Source organism: Succinivibrio faecicola (assembly GCF_019448115.1).
In the GTDB taxonomy this organism is placed as follows: Bacteria; Pseudomonadota; Gammaproteobacteria; order Enterobacterales; family Succinivibrionaceae; genus Succinivibrio; species Succinivibrio faecicola.
This window is the reverse complement of the sequence record NZ_JAGFNY010000024.1, coordinates 1-18,320: the sequence shown is the minus strand read 5'-3', so window position 1 is coordinate 18,320 and position 18,320 is coordinate 1. Positions and strand designations below refer to the sequence as shown.

At 33.3% G+C, this 18,320-nt stretch carries 16 protein-coding genes; 8 read left to right on the top strand and 8 right to left on the bottom strand.

What is annotated here, in order from left to right:
- Positions 1–493 precede the first annotated feature (493 nt).
- Positions 494–1,663 carry a porin gene (locus J5V48_RS07050; protein WP_219937869.1) on the top strand — a complete coding sequence of 390 codons (1,170 nt, stop codon included), beginning with the start codon at positions 494–496 and terminating at the stop codon, positions 1,661–1,663.
- A gap of 99 nt (positions 1,664–1,762) precedes the next feature.
- On the opposite strand, the gene efp is transcribed toward J5V48_RS07050, so the two are convergent.
- The gene (gene efp, locus J5V48_RS07045) at positions 1,763–2,326 is read right to left on the bottom strand and encodes an elongation factor P (protein ID WP_219937868.1); all 564 of its coding nucleotides are present in this window, start codon (positions 2,324–2,326) and stop codon (positions 1,763–1,765) included.
- Positions 2,327–2,544: 218 nt separating this feature from the next.
- Positions 2,545–3,603: an elongation factor P maturation arginine rhamnosyltransferase EarP gene (gene earP / locus J5V48_RS07040; protein ID WP_219937867.1), complete on the bottom strand. Its 1,059-nt coding sequence runs from the start codon at positions 3,601–3,603 to the stop codon at positions 2,545–2,547.
- Between the two features lie 234 nt (positions 3,604–3,837).
- On the opposite strand from earP, the gene J5V48_RS07035 reads away from it, so the two are divergent.
- The 3 genes from J5V48_RS07035 to nrdG all read left to right on the top strand — a co-directional run bounded on the left by J5V48_RS07035 (position 3,838) and on the right by nrdG (position 6,870).
- On the top strand, positions 3,838–6,099 hold the full coding sequence (locus J5V48_RS07035) for an anaerobic ribonucleoside triphosphate reductase (RefSeq protein WP_219937866.1): 2,262 nt from the start codon (positions 3,838–3,840) through the stop codon (positions 6,097–6,099).
- 78 nt (positions 6,100–6,177) lie between these two features.
- Positions 6,178–6,336, top strand: a complete 159-nt coding sequence (gene nrdD, locus J5V48_RS07030; RefSeq protein WP_219937865.1) for an anaerobic ribonucleoside-triphosphate reductase — start codon at positions 6,178–6,180, stop codon at positions 6,334–6,336.
- 3 nt (positions 6,337–6,339) lie between these two features.
- Entirely contained in the window at positions 6,340–6,870 is a 531-nt protein-coding gene (gene nrdG / locus J5V48_RS07025) for an anaerobic ribonucleoside-triphosphate reductase activating protein (RefSeq protein ID WP_219937864.1), read from the top strand.
- 82 nt (positions 6,871–6,952) lie between these two features.
- On the opposite strand, the gene mnmE is transcribed toward nrdG, so the two are convergent.
- The 5 genes from mnmE to rpmH are packed head-to-tail and all read right to left on the bottom strand — an operon-like array spanning position 6,953 to position 10,705.
- On the bottom strand, positions 6,953–8,329 hold the full coding sequence (mnmE, locus tag J5V48_RS07020; RefSeq protein ID WP_219937863.1) for a tRNA uridine-5-carboxymethylaminomethyl(34) synthesis GTPase MnmE: 1,377 nt from the start codon (positions 8,327–8,329) through the stop codon (positions 6,953–6,955).
- A complete protein-coding gene (gene yidC, locus J5V48_RS07015; RefSeq protein WP_219937862.1) occupies positions 8,329–9,969 on the bottom strand; it encodes a membrane protein insertase YidC in 1,641 nt (546 codons plus the stop codon). The genes mnmE and yidC overlap by 1 nt, the downstream gene beginning before the upstream one ends.
- 4 nt (positions 9,970–9,973) lie before the next feature.
- Positions 9,974–10,246, bottom strand: a complete 273-nt coding sequence (yidD, locus tag J5V48_RS07010) for a membrane protein insertion efficiency factor YidD (protein WP_219937861.1) — start codon at positions 10,244–10,246, stop codon at positions 9,974–9,976.
- The gene (gene rnpA / locus J5V48_RS07005; protein ID WP_219937860.1) at positions 10,213–10,569 is read right to left on the bottom strand and encodes a ribonuclease P protein component; all 357 of its coding nucleotides are present in this window, start codon (positions 10,567–10,569) and stop codon (positions 10,213–10,215) included. Before rnpA ends, yidD begins: the two co-directional genes overlap by 34 nt.
- The gene (gene rpmH, locus J5V48_RS07000; protein WP_021889726.1) at positions 10,562–10,705 is read right to left on the bottom strand and encodes a 50S ribosomal protein L34; all 144 of its coding nucleotides are present in this window, start codon (positions 10,703–10,705) and stop codon (positions 10,562–10,564) included. The genes rnpA and rpmH overlap by 8 nt, the downstream gene beginning before the upstream one ends.
- 192 nt (positions 10,706–10,897) lie before the next feature.
- Here rpmH and J5V48_RS06995 point away from each other — a divergent pair, with 192 nt between their 5' ends.
- The 4 genes from J5V48_RS06995 to gyrB are packed head-to-tail and all read left to right on the top strand — an operon-like array spanning position 10,898 to position 17,127.
- Positions 10,898–12,412, top strand: coding sequence for a chromosomal replication initiator protein DnaA (locus tag J5V48_RS06995; protein WP_219937859.1), 1,515 nt, complete (start codon positions 10,898–10,900; stop codon positions 12,410–12,412).
- Positions 12,413–12,439: 27 nt separating this feature from the next.
- On the top strand, positions 12,440–13,579 hold the full coding sequence (gene dnaN / locus J5V48_RS06990) for a DNA polymerase III subunit beta (protein ID WP_219937858.1): 1,140 nt from the start codon (positions 12,440–12,442) through the stop codon (positions 13,577–13,579).
- Between the two features lie 6 nt (positions 13,580–13,585).
- Entirely contained in the window at positions 13,586–14,674 is a 1,089-nt protein-coding gene (gene recF / locus J5V48_RS06985; protein ID WP_219937857.1) for a DNA replication/repair protein RecF, read from the top strand.
- A 20-nt stretch (positions 14,675–14,694) separates the two neighbouring features.
- A complete protein-coding gene (gene gyrB / locus J5V48_RS06980) occupies positions 14,695–17,127 on the top strand; it encodes a DNA topoisomerase (ATP-hydrolyzing) subunit B (RefSeq protein WP_219937856.1) in 2,433 nt (810 codons plus the stop codon).
- A 669-nt stretch (positions 17,128–17,796) separates the two neighbouring features.
- On the opposite strand, the gene J5V48_RS06975 is transcribed toward gyrB, so the two are convergent.
- Positions 17,797–18,165: an IS66 family transposase gene (locus J5V48_RS06975; RefSeq protein WP_219937855.1), complete on the bottom strand. Its 369-nt coding sequence runs from the start codon at positions 18,163–18,165 to the stop codon at positions 17,797–17,799.
- Positions 18,166–18,320 lie beyond the last annotated feature (155 nt).

Genomic DNA, 18,320 nt, shown 5'->3' with positions numbered 1-18,320 from the left:
AATATATATATTTTATTATGGTTATTATTAGGATCTTAATTTTTGTTGATTCAGAAAAATTTTCTTTAAAATCAATAAAATATAAAAAAATAAGTCTTCTGATAACCTGTTAATTAATTTTGGAAAATTGTGGGAAACTTTGTAGTTATCAACAGGATAAATATTATACTAATTTTTTCCAATTAATTCCCAAAGGTTTTTAGATATTTTTCCAAAGGGTTTTCCACAGTTTTTTAACAGGTCTATTTTACCGAATTGCACATAAAAAATCAGAAAATAAAAGATAATAATTTATAAAAGAAATGGTTATTTATGAGAGAAAAATAAAGAAAATATCTATAAATAATATGAAAAATCAAATAGTTATTTAACTATATAACCAAAAGGTTATAGAAGTCGATAAAAAAATAGTATTAGCCAAATAATTATTCCTTTTTTATTATTCTCTCCACAGATTATTAAACAACTAAAAAATAAAAGAAGGAAAATTATTATGAAAAAGTCTTTATTAGCTTTAGCTGTCTTAACTCCAGTTCTTTCTGCAAATGCTGCAAATGTATACGATTCTAACGGTACACAATTAAGTGTTGGTGGAAGAGTTCAGTCAGTATTCTTTTCAGCTAACTCATCAAAAGCTGGTGAAAAGGATTCATCACTTGTTAACTCAGCACGTTTTAATTTAAGTGGTCAGACTAAAGTAAATGATTTTATTTCAGCTCTTGCTTTTACAGAGTGGGATTTAGCAGATGGCCATAAAAAGAATGTAGGAGATAACATTAAATCAAGAGAACAGTATGTAGGTGCCCAGTTCAGTAAGTATGGAAAGCTTATTGCAGGTAAAACATTCGATTCAACAAGAGCTTTATCATTATCTACTGATACTTTAGAAACTTTAGATATCTACAATGATACTGGCTTAAATGGAGATAGAAGAAATGGTGTTGTTAGATATGATTATGATAATAACAATATCTTTTTATCTGCATCTTTCCAGATTGCTTCTGATGAACAGGTAGTTTTTGGAAAGAAGAGAGATCTTGAATCAGGTTACTCTTTAACTGCTGGTTATACTTTTGATGATGTATTCTTTGGACCTTTATCAATTAAAGCTGGTTATAACTATTTAAAAGGTCAGGATGATGATGTTTCTTCTAATGTTTATGAAAATTCAACAAAATTAGGTAATTATTCTATCTTAGATAAAGCTGATAACTATGGTTTATCTGTAACTTTAGGTTCATTAGTAGATGGACCTTATATTGGTGCTCATGCATATAGACAGAATTCTTATTTTGAACCAGTTAGCGTACAAAACTCAGGTGTAGAATCTTATAAATTAAGAGATCTAAAGCATGTTAGAAGTGGCTATGAACTTTTAGGTGGCTATAATTTTGAAAACGGCATTTCTGTTTATGCTGGTTATGAAGTTCAGAAACAAAAGATTTCTGCTCACAATACTCAAAATTCTGAATTTACTTATAAGAGAATTCCTGTTCAGGTTAAATATACCTATTTAGGAGTTAAGTTATGGGTAGAAGCTGAATTTGATGCAGGTTCAGACAAGAAGGAAAAATATAAGAATATTTCACCTGTATACAATGGAGAATTTACACCATACAGCAACCACACTCAGTTTACAGTAGGTGCTAGATATACATTCTAAGATAAGATTGTTTTAAGAAATTAAAAATCTCATTATTTACTACAAAGTAGTTTGATAATGAGATTTTTTATAGAAATAGTTTAATAAAAAATACTAATATTAAACACGCTTTCTGAATTCGTTGGTACGAGTATCGATTTCGATCTTATCACCGATATTTACGAAATCTGGTACTGATAACTCATAACCTGTACCTGCTAAACGAGCTGGCTTAACAACTTTACCTGATGTATCACCCTTAACAGCTGGTTCAGTGTACTCAACTTCACGAACAATGCTGATTGGTAATTCAACAGAGATTGCCTTACCGTTGTAGAAAGTAACCTGGCAAACGTCTTCCATACCATCGATTAGATAGTTTAATACGTCACCCATATTGTCCTTTTCGATTTCATACTGGTTGAATTCTTCATCCATGAAAACGTATAAAGGATCATTGTAGTATGAATATGTACAATCCTTGTGCTCTAGGATAACGTCGTCTAAACGATCATCTGCACGGAAAACAGTCTCAGTACCGCCGTTTGAAAGAAGATTCTTTAACTTCATCTTAACAACAGCTGCATTACGACCTGATTTGCTGTACTCAGCCTTCTGAACAACCATTGGGTTGCCGTTTAACATGATAACGTTGCCAGTACGAACTTCTTGAGCTAACTTCATTGTAAAACCCTTAAAATTGAATTAAAAAAATAAGGCAAGACTAATACTAGTCATGCAAACAATGATTATTCATTGTTATAAATGATCCTAGTTTCATACTTACCTTAGTTTATAAATGTAAGAAATCTTAACTTTTTAAAACTAGTATCATGTATTTTTGCTTGTGAAATTTTTTATATTCCACATAATTAGTTCGTTATTTTATCAGATTTCTTATCTTATTTATCATCTTTCGATAATTTTTCGCCAATAAAAGATAAAAGATTTTTTGTTAGAGAATCATGGGATAACAGATATTCTGACCATAAATATGATAAATTTTTCCATTTTTCATAATATTCAGAAAAATCAAAATTCTCTAAAAAATCAGAAAATCCGTTATAACTCAATGTAATATTTTTTAATATTTCAATATCATCTTTCAAACCTAATTTTTCATTCATTAGGTTAAATAAGGCATTTATCTTATCTAAGTGAGCATTATCGTCTGTTGGATAAATATTCCATATAAATGGTTTTCCTACAAGCATTGCTCTTACTATTGAATCTTCACCTCTTACTAGATTTATAGCTGAAGATATCAAGATATCGTCATATTCTTCGTGATTAACCATTTTTAAAGTTTTAATGTTTATATCTTTATAAACAGTTTTTTCTTCAGATTTTAGATTTTCTTTTGATAATTCATTGAATATATCTAAAGCCTTTCCTTCAAAAATATTAAAGATAAATTGAGGATCAATCTTATTGAGTTTATTTATAAGTATCAGAAGTTTTTTATTGTCGTATGAAAAAACAGATATATTTTTTGATGAATTGTTTTTATTGTTTTTAATTTTGTTTCTTAATAGATCTTCTATTACAACTGAACCTGTTTTTTCACTAAATCCAGGAAAGAAAAAGAAACTTTCCATTCCATCTGAAAAAGAAGGTAGTTTATGACAGTCTTCTGCAAACTTTTCAGCTGTAAGATATTCAAGATTTATAATCAAGGATTTTTTATGCTTAACTTTTTCAATCATGCATTGTGGAAGTCTGACAGAAAAAGCCTGTATTACTACTTCAGCTGCAAAGTAGGATTCATCATTATTATCAGGCCATTTTAAAATACTAAGAAGGCTATGATCCTTAGTTGTTGTTATTTTATTTATTGATTCAATATTATTACAAAAGATCCTTACTTTATTACTGTTAATAGCCAGATCTCTACCTAGTCTTAAACAGACTCCTGCATCACCGAAATTGTCTATAACATCGCAAATGATATCAATATTCATAATTCTTTATGTATATGCTTTTTTATTAAAAAAATGATAGCCGTCAATAAATCATGAGAATTAGTTTACAAAAATCTATGTCAAGTATCAAAAGCAAAAAAAGAGAAAATTTTAAACTTGAAAGCATGTATTCAATTAGCCATAATATAGGCAGAAATATAAAATATAACTTATTGATTTATATAGATTTATAATTAAATTATTAAATTTTAAACATATTTTCACGGACTTAAAATGATTAGATTTATCGTTAAAAGAGATGGACGTAAGGTATCCTTTAATGAGGATAAAATTGTAAATGCTATTACTAAAGCTTTGGTTTCTGTTCACCCTGATGATAAAACTCCAAGTCCTGTAGAAATTGAATTATCTGAGAAGCTGACAAGATCTGTTGTATCAGAGTTAGAAAAGCAGAATCTCTTAGAGCCTTCTGTTGAAAATACACAAGATATTATTGAAAAAGTTCTTATTAAAGAGGGTATGGTTTCTGAGGCAAAGAATTTCATTCTTTACAGACAGAACAGAACAAACGTAAGAACTTATAATACTGAATTAACTAAAATTTATCGTGATCTTACCTCAAAGAGCACTGCAGATATGGATTTAAAGCGTGAGAACGCTAATATCGATGCTAATGCTCCAATGGGACTAATGCTGAAATTTGGCTCTGAAGGTTCTAAAGATTATGTTCGCAGATATGTATTAAGACCAGAGCATGCAATTGCTCATCAGCGTGGTGATATTCATATCCATGATTTAGATTTCTATATGCTGACAATTAACTGCTGTCAGATTGGTTTAAAAGATTTATTTACAAGAGGTTTTAGTACCGGTCACGGTTTTTTAAGAGAGCCTCAGTCTATACAGTCAGCTGCTGCACTTTCATGTATTGCAATTCAGTCAAATCAGAATGACATGCATGGCGGTCAGTCTATTCCTCTATTTGAGTATGATTTAGCTCCATATGTTGCTAAGTCATATGCTAAGCATTTATCTAAAGTTATCTGCATTTGCTTAAGAGACGATGAAATTGATGTTTCATCACTCGTTGAGTTCTGTCAGAAAATTTATGATGAAAATAATACATGTTTAGATGAAAAGACTCAGGGACTTATTCGAGAAAAAGTTAAATCAATTCTTGCTGCACACAATAATAACAGTGAAGATGATTTAAATTACATTATGAATGAAGCTATTAAGATGACTGAAAGAGAAACCTATCAGGCTATGGAAGCTTTAATTCATAATTTAAACTCAATGCAGTCAAGAGCTGGTGCTCAGGTACCATTCTCATCAATCAACTATGGTACAGGTACAATGCCAGAGCATCGTATGATCATGAAGAATGTTCTTCTTGCAACAGATGCAGGTTTAGGTGGTGGTGAGACTCCAATTTTCCCAGTACAGATTTTCAAAGTAAAAGATGGTATTAACACCAAAGAAGGCGATCCTAACTACGACTTATTCAAGTTAGCTTGCAAGGTATCTGCAAAGAGACTGTTCCCTAACTTCTCTTTCCTTGATGCTCCTTACAACATGAAATACTATAAGGAAGGTCATCCAGAAACTGAAGTTGCTCTGATGGGTTGCAGAACCAGAGTTGTATCTAATTATTATGATAAGACAAAGGAAGTTATTCCTGGTCGTGGTAACCTATCTTTTACAACTATCAATTTACCAAGACTTGCAATTGAAGCTCATGGTTCTATAAGCAAGTTCTTTGAAACATTAGACAAGACAATGTACATGTTATTCGATCAGTTAATGGATCGATTCAATGTAATTGCTAAGAAACAAGTATTAAATTATCCATTCTTAATGGGACAGGGTGTTTGGGTTGGTTCAGAGAATCTAAATCCTGAAGATACAATTGAAGACATCATTAAGAACGGTACTATGTCAATTGGTTTCATTGGTTTAGCTGAGTGCTTAGTTGCACTGATAGGCAAGCACCATGGTGAAAGTCAGGAAGCTTATGATTTAGGTTATAAGATCATTTCTCATATGAGAGAAATCACTGATAAACACACTGTTGATACAGGTCTGAACTTCTCATTATTCTCAACACCAGCTGAAGGTTTATCTGGTAGATTTGTAAAGATTGATAAGAAGATCTATGGTGTCATACCAGGAGTTACTGACAGAGATTACTATACAAACAGCTTCCATGTTCCTGTTTATTATGAAACAACAGCAGCTCATAAGATTGATGTTGAAGGTCCATTCCATGCATTATGTAATGCAGGCTCAATTTCATATGTTGAAATGGATGGTGATTTAACTAAGAATCTTGATGCTTTTGAAAGCGTAATTCTTTATATGAAGGATAAAGGCGTAGGTTATGGTTCTATCAACCATCCAGTAGATCGTTGTCCTGTATGTAATTACGTTGGCGTTATCGGTGATACTTGTCCTCGTTGCGGTAGAAAGGATGGTGAGGGTGTAAGTATCGAGCGCTTAAAGAAGCTTGGTGTAGGTTGCATCTGTACAGGTTAATTAATAACTAACGAGTTAAAGATATTATCTTTAACGGAACTCAGCAAATATATAACAAACCTAAAGAGGGAAGTGAATATGCAAACTAGATTACATGCACGTAACGGTATTGTAGGTCAGGGTGTAAAATTTGAACGAATCAGAAGAGTTACCGGTTATTTAGTAGGTACTTTGGACCGTTTTAATAACGGTAAGAGAGCTGAAGAACATGATCGTGTAAAGCACATGAGCGTTTAATATATGGATTCAGTTTCCTTAAATTTATTAGACAATACAACAATAAGAATTGCCGGAGCTGTCAAGGAGTCAATTGTTGATGGCCCTGGTATTCGTTATGTTGTTTTTACTCAAGGATGTCCATTTCACTGTAAAGGTTGCCACAATGTACAGGCTCAGTCCTTAACAGGTGGAGTGGATGTTAAACTTAGAGTTCTGTATGATGAAATTAAGGAAAATCCTCTAGTTAAGGGGGTAACCTTTTCTGGAGGAGAACCTTTTATTCAGTCCACTCCTTTATCAGTTTTTGCTGATATTCTTAAATCTGAAGGTTATAACTTATGGAGTTATACTGGTTTTTTATATGAGAAACTATCTTCAGATCCTATCTATAAAAGATTGCTAGAAAAACTTGATGTCCTAGTTGACGGACCATTTGTACTGGCAAAAAAGTCATTAGAACTTGATTTTAGAGGTTCATCTAACCAGAGAATAATTGATGTTCAGAAATCTCTAAAGAGTAATAAAGCAGTTTTAATGGAAGGTTTTAAATAAAATCTGATTAAAGATTGGTTTTTATTCAATTAAAACCACGTTATTGATATATTCATTAACGTGGTTTAAAACATTTAGAAAACTATTTTCCAATACAGAAAGTACTGAAGATAATTCCTAGAATATCGTCAGAAGTAACTTTTCCTGTTATATTTCCGATGAAATCTTGAGCTTCTCTCATTTCTTGAGCACAAAGAACCAGATCACCGAACTGTAAGTTATCTTTTGCTACGATAATATGCTCAAAAGCAGTCTGTAGTGCCGTTAAATGGCGCCTACGAGCGATAAATACACCTTCTATAGGCATAATACCTAAAGCATCTGCTAGAACGTTTCTAAGCTCATTTAAGCCATCGTCAGTTTTAGTAGATGTGTGTATCTGCTTATAAGAAGAGAATAGTTCACTTTTTAAAAGAGATTTACATTCATCACACATTCCTTTGTCTGATTTTGAAACTAGTATCAGAATGTGTTTTTCATCTTTTTCAAATTCAAAGATCTTTTTGAAAGTTTCTTCTTCGTCTACAGGTACTGATGAACCGTCTATCATGTATAAAACAAGATCAGCTTTCTTTAATTCATCGATTGCTTTTTGAATACCAATTCTTTCGATTTCATCGCTTGGTGTATCGCGAATACCAGCTGTATCTGTAATAATTACGGGTACTCCTGATATTTCAATATTAGCCGTTAAAACGTCGCGAGTTGTTCCAGGAATGTTGGTAACGATAGCTTTTTCTGTACCAGATAAGGCATTTAGTAAGCTTGATTTACCTGCATTAGGAGAACCTGAAAGAACAATTCTTGCTCCTTCATTTAACTTCACACCTTGAGAAGCAATTTGAATTGTTTTAGAAGTCAGATCTATTATTTCAGTTAATTCTTTTTCTGAATTTCCTGAATCAAAGAAGTCTTCATGCTCTTCTGGAAAATCTAAACAAGCTTCTAGTCTTACTCTGAATTTAGTAAGTCTGTCTGCTACTTCATATAGATTTTTTGCAAATGTACCCTGAAGAGATGAAAGAGCAGCTTTTGCAGCTGAATCAGAACCTGCAGATATAAGATCTTCAACAGCCTCAGCTGCTGTAAGATCCATTTTGTTGTTTAAAAAGGCTCTTCTTGTAAATTCGCCTGGTTCTGCTTGTCTAACACCTTCTATTGATAGAATAGCTTCAAGCAGTCTTTTTGGAGCAACAATACCGCCATGTCCTTGAAGTTCAATTACATCCTCACCTGTATAAGAGTTAGGTGCATTGAAATACAGCAATATTCCTTCATCAAGAATATCATTTCCAAGTTTAAATTTCTTGAAATAGGCTTTTCTAGGCTCAGGATTTGTATTAGTAAGAATATTTGCAACTTCTAAAGCTTTAGAACCGGATACCCTAATAACGGCAATGCCACCCCTGCCTAAAGGGGTGGCAATTGCTGCAATTGTATCTTCAATTGTATTGTTCATTATTTTTTAGCTACTGCAGCTTTCTTAACACTTAAACCACGCTTTTCAAGTGATCTAAAGATAATAAACTGTTGGAAAATAGTGAATACGTTTGATACTAACCAGTACAGAGTTAAACCTGCAGGGAATGTACAGAACATGAATGTAAAGATAAATGGCATTGCCATAAATATCTTCTTCTGCATAGGATCTGTTACTGGAGTTGGTGACATCTTCTGTAATAAGAACATTGTAATACCATATAAAATTGGTAATACAAAGAATGGATCCTTTACAGAAAGATCAGTAATCCATAGCATAAAGCTAGACTGTCTTAATTCTGTAGATTCCATTAAGGTCCAGTATAAAGCAATAAAGATTGGCATCTGAATTAACAGAGGTAAGCAACCACCAAGAGGGTTAACTTTTTCTGTCTTGTATAGCTTCATTGTCTCAGCGCCAGCCTTCTGTCTATCGTCTTTATATTTTTCACGGATTTCAAGAAGTTTTGGCTGTAAAAGTCTCATCTTAGCCATTGAAGTGTACTGAGCTTTTGTAAGAGGGAACATTACACCTCTAACAATCATTGTTAATGCAATAATTGCAAAGCCCCAGTTTCCAATGATTGAGTGTAAGAAATTTAGGATCTTGAATAATGGAATTGAAATGAACCATAACCAGCCATAATCAACAGTAAGATCTAGATTATTAGCTACTGAAGCCATTTCTTCTTGGTTCTTAGGACCTACCCAAAGTTTTCCACCAAGTACTTTGTTTTCGCCAGACTTGATTTCAACATTGTTTGTTCTAATACCGATGATTGCTGTCTTGCCCTGATCTGTATCTCTTGAATAAATAACATTACCGTTTTCGCTGTTTCCTATCCAAGCAGAAACGAAGTAGTGCTGAATCATTGAAACCCAACCATTCTTGGTTGAAATTCTGTAATTCTTATTGTCTTCAGCATAATCAACGATGTCATCTAAAGTTGCTTTTTCATAACGTGAATCATCTGAAGAGTATGCTGTGCCTCTATAAGCACCTGCAACCATACCGAAAGAACTATCGTCTTTTAGATAAGAATCATCTACAGATTGTTTTAACTGACCATAGAAGCATAAAGATAAGTTCTTTTCTGATTCATTGTTGATAGAATAATCAACATTAACAACATATGAATTCTTGTTTAAAGTATAGGTTTTAGTATATGTAACGTTATCTTTTACATATGTTAAAACAGCTTCTACCTTTTCATCGCCGTCATTGATCTTGTATTCGGTTTTATCAGCACTGAATAAAGGTCTTGATTTAATATCAATTCCATCAGCTCCAGCTAAACCGCTCTGAGCCTGATAAATAAATTCTGGCTTAGTCATTAAAAGATTGAAAGGATCATCCTTATCCTGTTCCTGTTTAATCTTTAATAACTTGGCATCAATAATATCGCCACCATTTAAGTTAATGGTTAATTCCAATGTATCACTTGATACTTTGATTGTATTACCGATCTCAGTTAGTGAATTAATATCCTGATTTTGAGCCTGAAGAATTTTTGCTTCTTCTTGCTGAGCTAAAGTAGCTTTGTCAGAATTCCAGTCCCAAAATAGGAACATGGCTGAACAAAGTAATAGAAGAAAAATTAAATTTCTTTGTTGTTCCATGGGATTAACCTTTTATGTTTGGCTTTTTGTTGTTAATAATTTGTTTTTTTGGAATTGGATCATATCCACCAGGATTAAGAGGATGACATCTTAAGATTCTCTTTAATCCAAGATAAGAACCTTTAAAAAAACCCCATTCCTGAATAGCTTCAAGAGTATATTGTGAGCAACTTGGATAAAAGCGACAATGCTGTCCTAGGAGCGGACTAACATACTTTTGGTAGAAACGAATCAGTAGGATAGCTACTTTTCCAAACGGTGAGATATTTGTATCCATAATTTTTTTAATACTGAACTTAGTTCAGAATTGCTGAATTCATCTATCTTTGGTCTGGCCATTACAACCAGGTCAATATTTGGAAGAGAATGCTGATTGAGTCTGAATGTATCCCTTGAAATTCTCTTAATTCGATTACGCCAAACAGCTCTTTTAAGAACTTTCTTGGGTACTATCAGACCTAATCTTGGGTATTCAAGCTTGTTCTTGCAAGCAAGAACAAGCACGCCACGTTCGCTAGCGCGGACAGGGTTTTTGAATACCTCATCATATTCCTCGGATTTTAACAGTCTAACTGACCGAGGAAAGGTATTATTAGCCATTAACAGTAGTTAAACGCTTACGACCCTTAGCACGACGACGTGATAAAACCTTACGACCGTCAGCAGTACGCATACGTACACGGAAACCGTGGGTGCGCTTACGCTTAGTTACGTTTGGCTGGAAAGTACGCTTCATTTGAAACTCCAAAGACGGTACTACCGCCTAAAATTTACATTCAAAACTAGCAGTTCTGTGATTAATACAAATCTGCCTTTTAAACAAAGTACGACATTTTACATTGTAAATAGGATAGAGATCAATACTTTTTTTATGCTAAAATAATGACCCATTATAATTATATGTTTGAACTAGTCTCGGATTACTATCATGGATTTACAGGAAATCTGGAAAAAAGCCATAGAAGATGTATGCGCTTCTTTTCAAGATCTACAACAAAAAGCAATGCTTCAGGTTATAGGCAACCAGTGTATGATTCAGATATCATCAAACAATATCTGTTTTATATGCAATAATGAATTAGCATCTCAACTATTGCCTCAGTATGCATATATTCTTTTAGTGAAAATCAATCAGTTACTTGGTGATGCTCATTATGGTATGCAGATTTTTATGGCAAATAATGCTATTAACCAGATGAATCCACAGCAGCCTATGATGCAAGCTGATAATAATATGTATTCTCAGCCTAATCCTGTTAATTATCAGAATCCAAGTATCCCTCAGCATTCTTTTGGTGAACAGCAAAATTTACAGAATTCTTTTGTAAATCAGAATGTTGCTCCTCAGCAGGTAATGAATAATCATCATGATATTAATCAGAACGTAAATACTAGAGTCTATTCTGACAATATTAATCCTGATAAAACATTTGATAATTATGTTACTGATCCTGAGAACAGACTTGTTTATGCAATCGCACAGTCAATTGCTAACGATCCAGGCTCAGAAGCCTATAACCCTTTTTATATTTATGGTGCATCAGGTTTAGGTAAGACCCACATTTTATGGGCTATTGCTAATAAAATCCGTCAGGATCAGCCAAATAAGTCTGTTGTATATATTCGAGCCGAAGAGTTTATTAAGAACTATGTTGACTCTATGGCTAAGAAGAATTTTGATCCTCAGCAGATTCATTTCCAGGATACATTTACACGTCATGATGTATTTATCATGGACGATATCCAGTCCCTTGCAAAAGGTGATAAGGCAAGAGAAACATTCTTCGATATTATTGCTACTTTCCTTGATAAGCCTGGTAGACAGCTTATCCTTGCATCAGATGTTCCTCCAGGAAACTTAAAGAATTTTTCTCCAAGATTGGTTTCAAGATTCGGATCTGGTGTATGTAGAGAAATTTATCCGCCTTCACCAGAAACAAGAGCTGCTATTGCTAAAAGAAAATGTGCTGAATGTGGTATCACCCTTCCTGATTCAGTTATTGATTATATTGCAAATAACATTCGTTCATCAGTTAGAGAGCTTGAAGGTGCTGTTAAGACATTAAAGTCACAGATGGATGTTGAAAAGCGTCAGATTACATTTGATGAAGCAGTAAAAACTTTATCAAATCTAGTTAATTCAAAGAGTCAGACAACAACTTTAGATGCAATTAAAGATCGTGTTGCTAAAGAATTTGGTGTTACTGTTCAGGACATGGATTCAGCATCAAGAAAAAAATTAACATCTACCGCACGTTCTATAGCTATGACACTTGGACATCAGCTTATTCCTAAATTATCATCTACAGATATAGGAAGATCTTTTAATAAAGATCATTCTTCTGTGCATGAAGCAATTAAGCGAGTTGAACAGCGTCTGCTTGAAGACAGAGAATTAGCTGATCTCTATCAGAAATTAGTATTGTCATTGAAGAAAGAATAAAAAGAATAATAAGTAACGGAGTACATCATGAAATTTAGCGTTTTATTGTCAGATATTAAAGAGCCAATAAATTCTGTTACCTCAATAGCCGGTTCTTCGCTTAATAAAGATGACATTACTAAGAATATTTATTTTGAAGTAAAAGATAACAAGCTGATTTTAAAAGCAAATAACTATAACATCGAGATGCAATCATGTGTATCTCTTCAGAATGTTGAATCTGAAGGTGTTATTACTGTAAACGCTAATAAGATTAAAGATACTCTATCTAATCTTGATCCTTCATCTCTAGTAGACTTTTATTTTAATGAAAATAAAAATACATTAGAGATTAAGACATCTAAGGTTTCTTATGAATTAAGAACACAGAGTGCTGTTAATTTCCCTACTTTTGATAGAGATTGTGTAGTACAGACAATCAAATTAAAGCAAAAGCAGTTGAAGTCAATCATTGATTCTTCTCTATTCTGCGTTATCACTGAGGATTTCCGTGATTACTTAAAAGGTATCAGATTCGAATTTAATGGTAAGAATTTAGATATCTATACTTCTGATGGTCACAGATTGACAATGCTAAGAACATCTGTTGAGCAGGAACAGACAGTAGCAAGTGGTATTTTCGGCGCTATTATTCCAAAGCAAGGTGCAGCTCAGTTAGCTTCAATAATTAAGGATGATAGTGAAGCAGAAGTAGAATTAACATTTTCAAAGAATAATGTCTTCACATCTTGCAATGGTTATGTATTAGCTTCAAAGCTTATTAATTGTAGCTATCCAGATATTCGTAAAGCTATTCCTGATAACATTCAGACTGAATACTTACTACCTAAAGCTGAACTTACAAATCTTATTAGGCAGGTTTCTGTTTTAGCATCTAAGAGAGTAAATGGTGTAACATTCAACTTCTCAAGTGGAAGATTAGATCTACGTGCCGAAAATTCAGAGCATGAGCTTTCATGTGCAACACTTGAAGATCCTGGTATTTCTGATGTAACAGAAATTTCTTTAAATGGTTCTTACGTTGTAGATGTATTAAAGATCATTAAATCTGAAAAAGTTAGACTATGCTTTACTAATCCAGCCTCTTCAATTTTAATCAAACCAGAAACTGATGAACTTGAGGAAGGTATTACCGGAGCATTTGTAATTTCACGTGTAGTGGTTTAACAATAGATGAAAATAGAAAGGCTCAATATTACGAATTTTCGTAATTTATCTTCTCTTTGCATTGAGCCTTCTCCTAACTTCAATGTTATTTTTGGTAACAACGGAACTGGAAAAACATCACTTCTCGAAGCAATTTCTTATATTGGTCTTGGTCGTTCCTTTAGGCAGTCTAGGTTTCAGTCTTTAATTAAAGAATCTGAGCCATTTTTTGCTATAAATGCCCGTATCCTTAATGATGACTCATCTTATGTCGATGAGGTTGGTCTTTGCCGTTTCAGAGAAAGAAATAAGCCCTTACAGATAAAGATAAATCATCAGTCATCAAATAGGATTTCTGATATTGTAAGCAAATTATCTGTACAGGTTATTCACCCTCAGTGCTTTGAGCTTATTCTAGGTGGCCCTGAGTATAGAAGATCCTTTATTGATTGGGGGTTATTTTATTCTGAAGCTGGATACATTGATTTATGGAATAAGTATCAAAAGATACTTGTTCAACGAAATTCTTTGTTAAAACAAAAAGCATCAGATGAATATATAGAATTCTGGGACAACATACTCTCTGAAACAGGAGAAATAATATCAAAAAAAAGAGAAGATTATTTGAATAAATTACTACCATTTTTGCAAAAAAATTTATTAAATTTTCTTCCAAATTTTTCCTTCGATTTTGTTTATCAAAAAGGTTGGGAAAACGGCTCAAATCTAGGCTCTATGCTAGCCTTAAATATTGAAAAAGATAGACTTTTAGGGTATACTTTCTATGGTTGTCATCGCGCAGATTTAAAGATTAAATGCAACCAGTTTGCGGCAAGTGAGATGCTTTCTCGAGGTCAGTTAAAATTACTTGTTTGTGCTATGAGTTTGGCTCAAGGTCAGCTTTTAAAAAGTTTATCATCCAAGAGCTGTATTTATCTGATCGATGATTTAAGTTCCGAATTAGATCTCACTTCAAGGCAATTATTATTAGAACATTTAGTTTCTGGTGATAATCAAGTTTTCTTAACTAATATTTCTAAGGATATTGAGCTTCCACAATCTTCAAGTACTTCTTTTCTTGATATTGCAGCCTCTATTAAAGACTATATTAGTTAACACCGACAGACAGAGGATTTATGTCAGAAGAAAAGAACAACGATTATAATATCGGCAGTATCAAAGTTTTAAAAGGTCTGGAAGCTGTACGTAAGCGTCCAGGTATGTATATTGGTGATACTGACGATGGATCAGGTCTTCATCATATGGTTTTTGAGGCTGTTGATAATTCTATCGATGAAGCATTAGCAGGCTTTTGTGATCATATTGAAGTGACAATTCATGAAGATGGATCCGTTTCATGTACCGATAATGGTCGTGGTATCCCTGTTGCAATTCACCCAGAAGAGCATGTTTCAGCTGCAGAAGTTGTAATGACAGTTTTACATGCTGGTGGTAAATTTGATTCAAATTCTTATAAAGTTTCTGGTGGTTTGCACGGTGTTGGTATTTCTGTTGTTAATGCCTTATCGGATAGATTAGAGTTAACAATTAACCGTGAAGGTCATATCTGGGAACAGGTTTATTTAAACGGTGGTAATCCTGAAGCTCCTTTACATCAGATAGGTGATTCTGATACCACAGGTACAAGAGTTCGCTTTTGGCCATCTCCATCTATTTTCACAAATACCACTTTTGAATATAAAATATTAGCAAAACGTTTAAGAGAGTTATCATTCTTAAATTCAGGTATCAAAATTACATTAACTGATTTAAGAGAAGATCCTGTATTAACTGAGACTTTCTATCATGAAGGTGGTATTGGTCAGTTTATTCAGTTCTTAAATAAAGGCAAGAATCCTTTACATCAGAACGTTATTCATTTTAAGAAAAACTGCGATGGCAACATTCAGGTTGAAGTTGGTATGCAGTGGACTGATGCTTATACAGAGAATGTATACTGCTTTACAAATAATGTTCCTCAAAAAGATGGCGGTACTCATTTAGCTGGTTTCAAGAGAGCATTAACTTCTGTATTTAACTCTCATCTAGAGAAAGCTGGTTACATAAAGAAGAATAAAGTATCAACATCAGGTGATGATGCACGTGAAGGTTTAACAGCTGTTATTTCTGTAAAGATGCCTGATCCTAAGTTCTCTTCACAGACTAAGGATAAATTAGTTTCTTCAGAAGCTGCTGGTGCTGTTGCAAATTCCGTATCTGATGCTGTAGAAGCTTTCTTATTAGAGAATCCTAAAGATGCTGATTTAGTTTGCTCAAAGATCATTGAGTCAGCTCGTGTTCGCGAAGCAATGAAACGTGCTCGTGATATGTCTCGTAAGAAGGGGGGAATTGAACTAAATGTTACTCCTGATAAGCTGACTAAGTGCAGATCTAAAGATCCTGAGTTATCAGAAATCTTCTTAGTTGAGGGTGATTCTGCAGGTGGTTCTGCTAAAGGTGGCAGAAATTCAGAGTTCCAAGCTGTTTTACCATTAAGAGGTAAGATTCTGAATGTAGAGAAGGCTCGTTTTGATAGAGTCGTTGATTCACAGCAGATTGGAACACTGGTAAGTGCATTAGAGTGTGGTATTGGCAAGGATGATTATGATCCTGAAAAGTTCAGATACCATAAAGTTATCATCATGACTGATGCTGACGTTGACGGTGCTCATATTAGAATCCTTTTATTAACATTCTTCTACAGACATATGCCTGAACTTATTGAAAGAGGCTACGTATACGTTGCACAGCCTCCATTATATAAGTATCAGAAAGGAAAGCAGGTTGTATATGTTCTGAGTGACAAAGAAGCTTTGCAATATAAGACAAATATGGCTGTAAGCTCAGGTCAGATTTATGTGAATAAAGAAGCAGCTCCTATCTCTGGTGCACCTTTAGAGTCTTTATTTACTGAATATAATAAGATCATTACTAAGCTTCCTAAGTTAACTCAAAAGTATAACAAGGACATCATTATTAACTTGATGTATCATTCTTTATTAACAAAAGAAATGATGTCATCTAAAGATGATGTTAAAGCTTGGGTTGATTCTTTTATCAAGAAGTTACCTGACAATATGTCAGAAGGTATTTTCTTTAAATCTGACGTTCTGCAGGATCCTGTTGAAGGATTGTATTATCCTGTAGTAATTCATCATGTTCATGGAATAGATTACAGCTACAATTTAGATCTTCATTTCTTCAATTCAGCAGATTATATTATGCTGAAAAATATGAATATGAAGGTAGCTGATTTGATCGAAGATACGGGCTATGTCTTTGTACGATCAAAAGAAATACCAGTAAAGAACTTCCATGAGGCATATGAGGTACTTATGAAAGAAGGCTTTGCTGGAGTATCGATTCAGCGATACAAAGGATTAGGTGAAATGATGGCTGAACAGCTATCAGAAACAACTATGAACCCAGATACTCGTTCTCTTCTAAAAGTAAGTATTACCGATGCTATGGAAGCTGATAGATTGTTTAATGAACTTATGGGCGAGGATGTTGAAAATAGAAAGATATTTATTACTGAGAATGCAGCTAACGCAACATTAGATATCTAATACTCTTTCTAAACAACAATATATAACCATTAGTAAAAGAGGCCTGTTTTTTAAACAGGCCTTTTTAAATAACAAACATCAACCATTCTTTATCTAAATAAATCTATTTAGATCTATAGTTTTAATAAAGCTCTGATGTTATCACTAGAATTACCTAACTGGATAACCTTCAGAGATAACCTTCAAAAATAACCAATGCGATTTTAATCTTGTCAATTAATGAATTAATGTTCCACGTGGAACATGGTTCGCTATTTATGATTCGTTCTATCGTTGAAATAAAAATCGTATAACCGATAGCATCTTTGGTATTGATAATCAGAAAAGTGTTACTTTTTAAGTATCAACACGTGTGTTGAAAATGTTCTATGTGGAACAAAATAATTAATGACAAAAGTTCTATGTGGAACACTGTAAGAAGAAAAATTTTAGCGTTTAAGAATTCTAATAAAGTATGAGAATATTGAACTGAAAAAATATTTGATTTTGAATTTTCTACTCATAGCATCATATACTGTTTTACAAAAAAAATTGATTAAATAAAATTAAGATTTTTCTTAAATGTGAAACAAATTATACCAAATTTTAAAATTGCAGAACTCACTTTGAATTAATGAAAAACGTTCCATGTGGAACAAATACATTTTCGAATTTGAATTTTTACTGTAACTACTCAGAACCTACCCCTAAAATAATCTTCTCAGCCTTACCATTAAAAGCAGAGGTCAGAGCAACAAATGCATCTATACCTTGTTTTCTTGCTGTGCTGAGAAAGGATGTAATCGTCAGGTAGTTCTGAGCACCTTTTACAGAACGAAAACATCCTGAAACCTTTGATTTAGTTTTTACATTGCGAATATCTCTTTCAGCCTGATTATTATCAAATGGCACTGCAAAGTTATGGATAAACAGACACACCGATGCCTTGAGTTTAATCAGTCTCTCAATCAGTGAACGCTCTTTACCTTTCTTTCGTTTCCCTCGTTTTTTTGGCTCTGTATTATCCGGTGGAGGACACTCCATATTGGCATAAGCCATTATCTCATCATATTCTCGCTCTAAAGCGATAATTTGAGATTCATTTAAACCTGACTTATCCTATTCTATCGCATTTTCTTTAGCTGATTTCATAGTCAAAAGCAGGTTTTTCAGTCTGTTTGCCCATATATGAGATGGATTATTCTCACTTATGG

Coding starts and splice junctions, on each gene's coding strand:
- J5V48_RS07050 (WP_219937869.1), top strand. CDS start 494: ATGAAAAAGTCTTTATTAGCTTTAGCTGTCTTAACTCCAGTTCTTTCT.
- efp (WP_219937868.1), bottom strand. CDS start 2,326: ATGAAGTTAGCTCAAGAAGTTCGTACTGGCAACGTTATCATGTTAAAC.
- earP (WP_219937867.1), bottom strand. CDS start 3,603: ATGAATATTGATATCATTTGCGATGTTATAGACAATTTCGGTGATGCA.
- J5V48_RS07035 (WP_219937866.1), top strand. CDS start 3,838: ATGATTAGATTTATCGTTAAAAGAGATGGACGTAAGGTATCCTTTAAT.
- nrdD (WP_219937865.1), top strand. CDS start 6,178: ATGCAAACTAGATTACATGCACGTAACGGTATTGTAGGTCAGGGTGTA.
- nrdG (WP_219937864.1), top strand. CDS start 6,340: ATGGATTCAGTTTCCTTAAATTTATTAGACAATACAACAATAAGAATT.
- mnmE (WP_219937863.1), bottom strand. CDS start 8,329: ATGAACAATACAATTGAAGATACAATTGCAGCAATTGCCACCCCTTTA.
- yidC (WP_219937862.1), bottom strand. CDS start 9,969: ATGGAACAACAAAGAAATTTAATTTTTCTTCTATTACTTTGTTCAGCC.
- yidD (WP_219937861.1), bottom strand. CDS start 10,246: ATGGATACAAATATCTCACCGTTTGGAAAAGTAGCTATCCTACTGATT.
- rnpA (WP_219937860.1), bottom strand. CDS start 10,569: ATGGCTAATAATACCTTTCCTCGGTCAGTTAGACTGTTAAAATCCGAG.
- rpmH (WP_021889726.1), bottom strand. CDS start 10,705: ATGAAGCGTACTTTCCAGCCAAACGTAACTAAGCGTAAGCGCACCCAC.
- J5V48_RS06995 (WP_219937859.1), top strand. CDS start 10,898: ATGGATTTACAGGAAATCTGGAAAAAAGCCATAGAAGATGTATGCGCT.
- dnaN (WP_219937858.1), top strand. CDS start 12,440: ATGAAATTTAGCGTTTTATTGTCAGATATTAAAGAGCCAATAAATTCT.
- recF (WP_219937857.1), top strand. CDS start 13,586: ATGAAAATAGAAAGGCTCAATATTACGAATTTTCGTAATTTATCTTCT.
- gyrB (WP_219937856.1), top strand. CDS start 14,695: ATGTCAGAAGAAAAGAACAACGATTATAATATCGGCAGTATCAAAGTT.
- J5V48_RS06975 (WP_219937855.1), bottom strand. CDS start 18,165: ATGGCTTATGCCAATATGGAGTGTCCTCCACCGGATAATACAGAGCCA.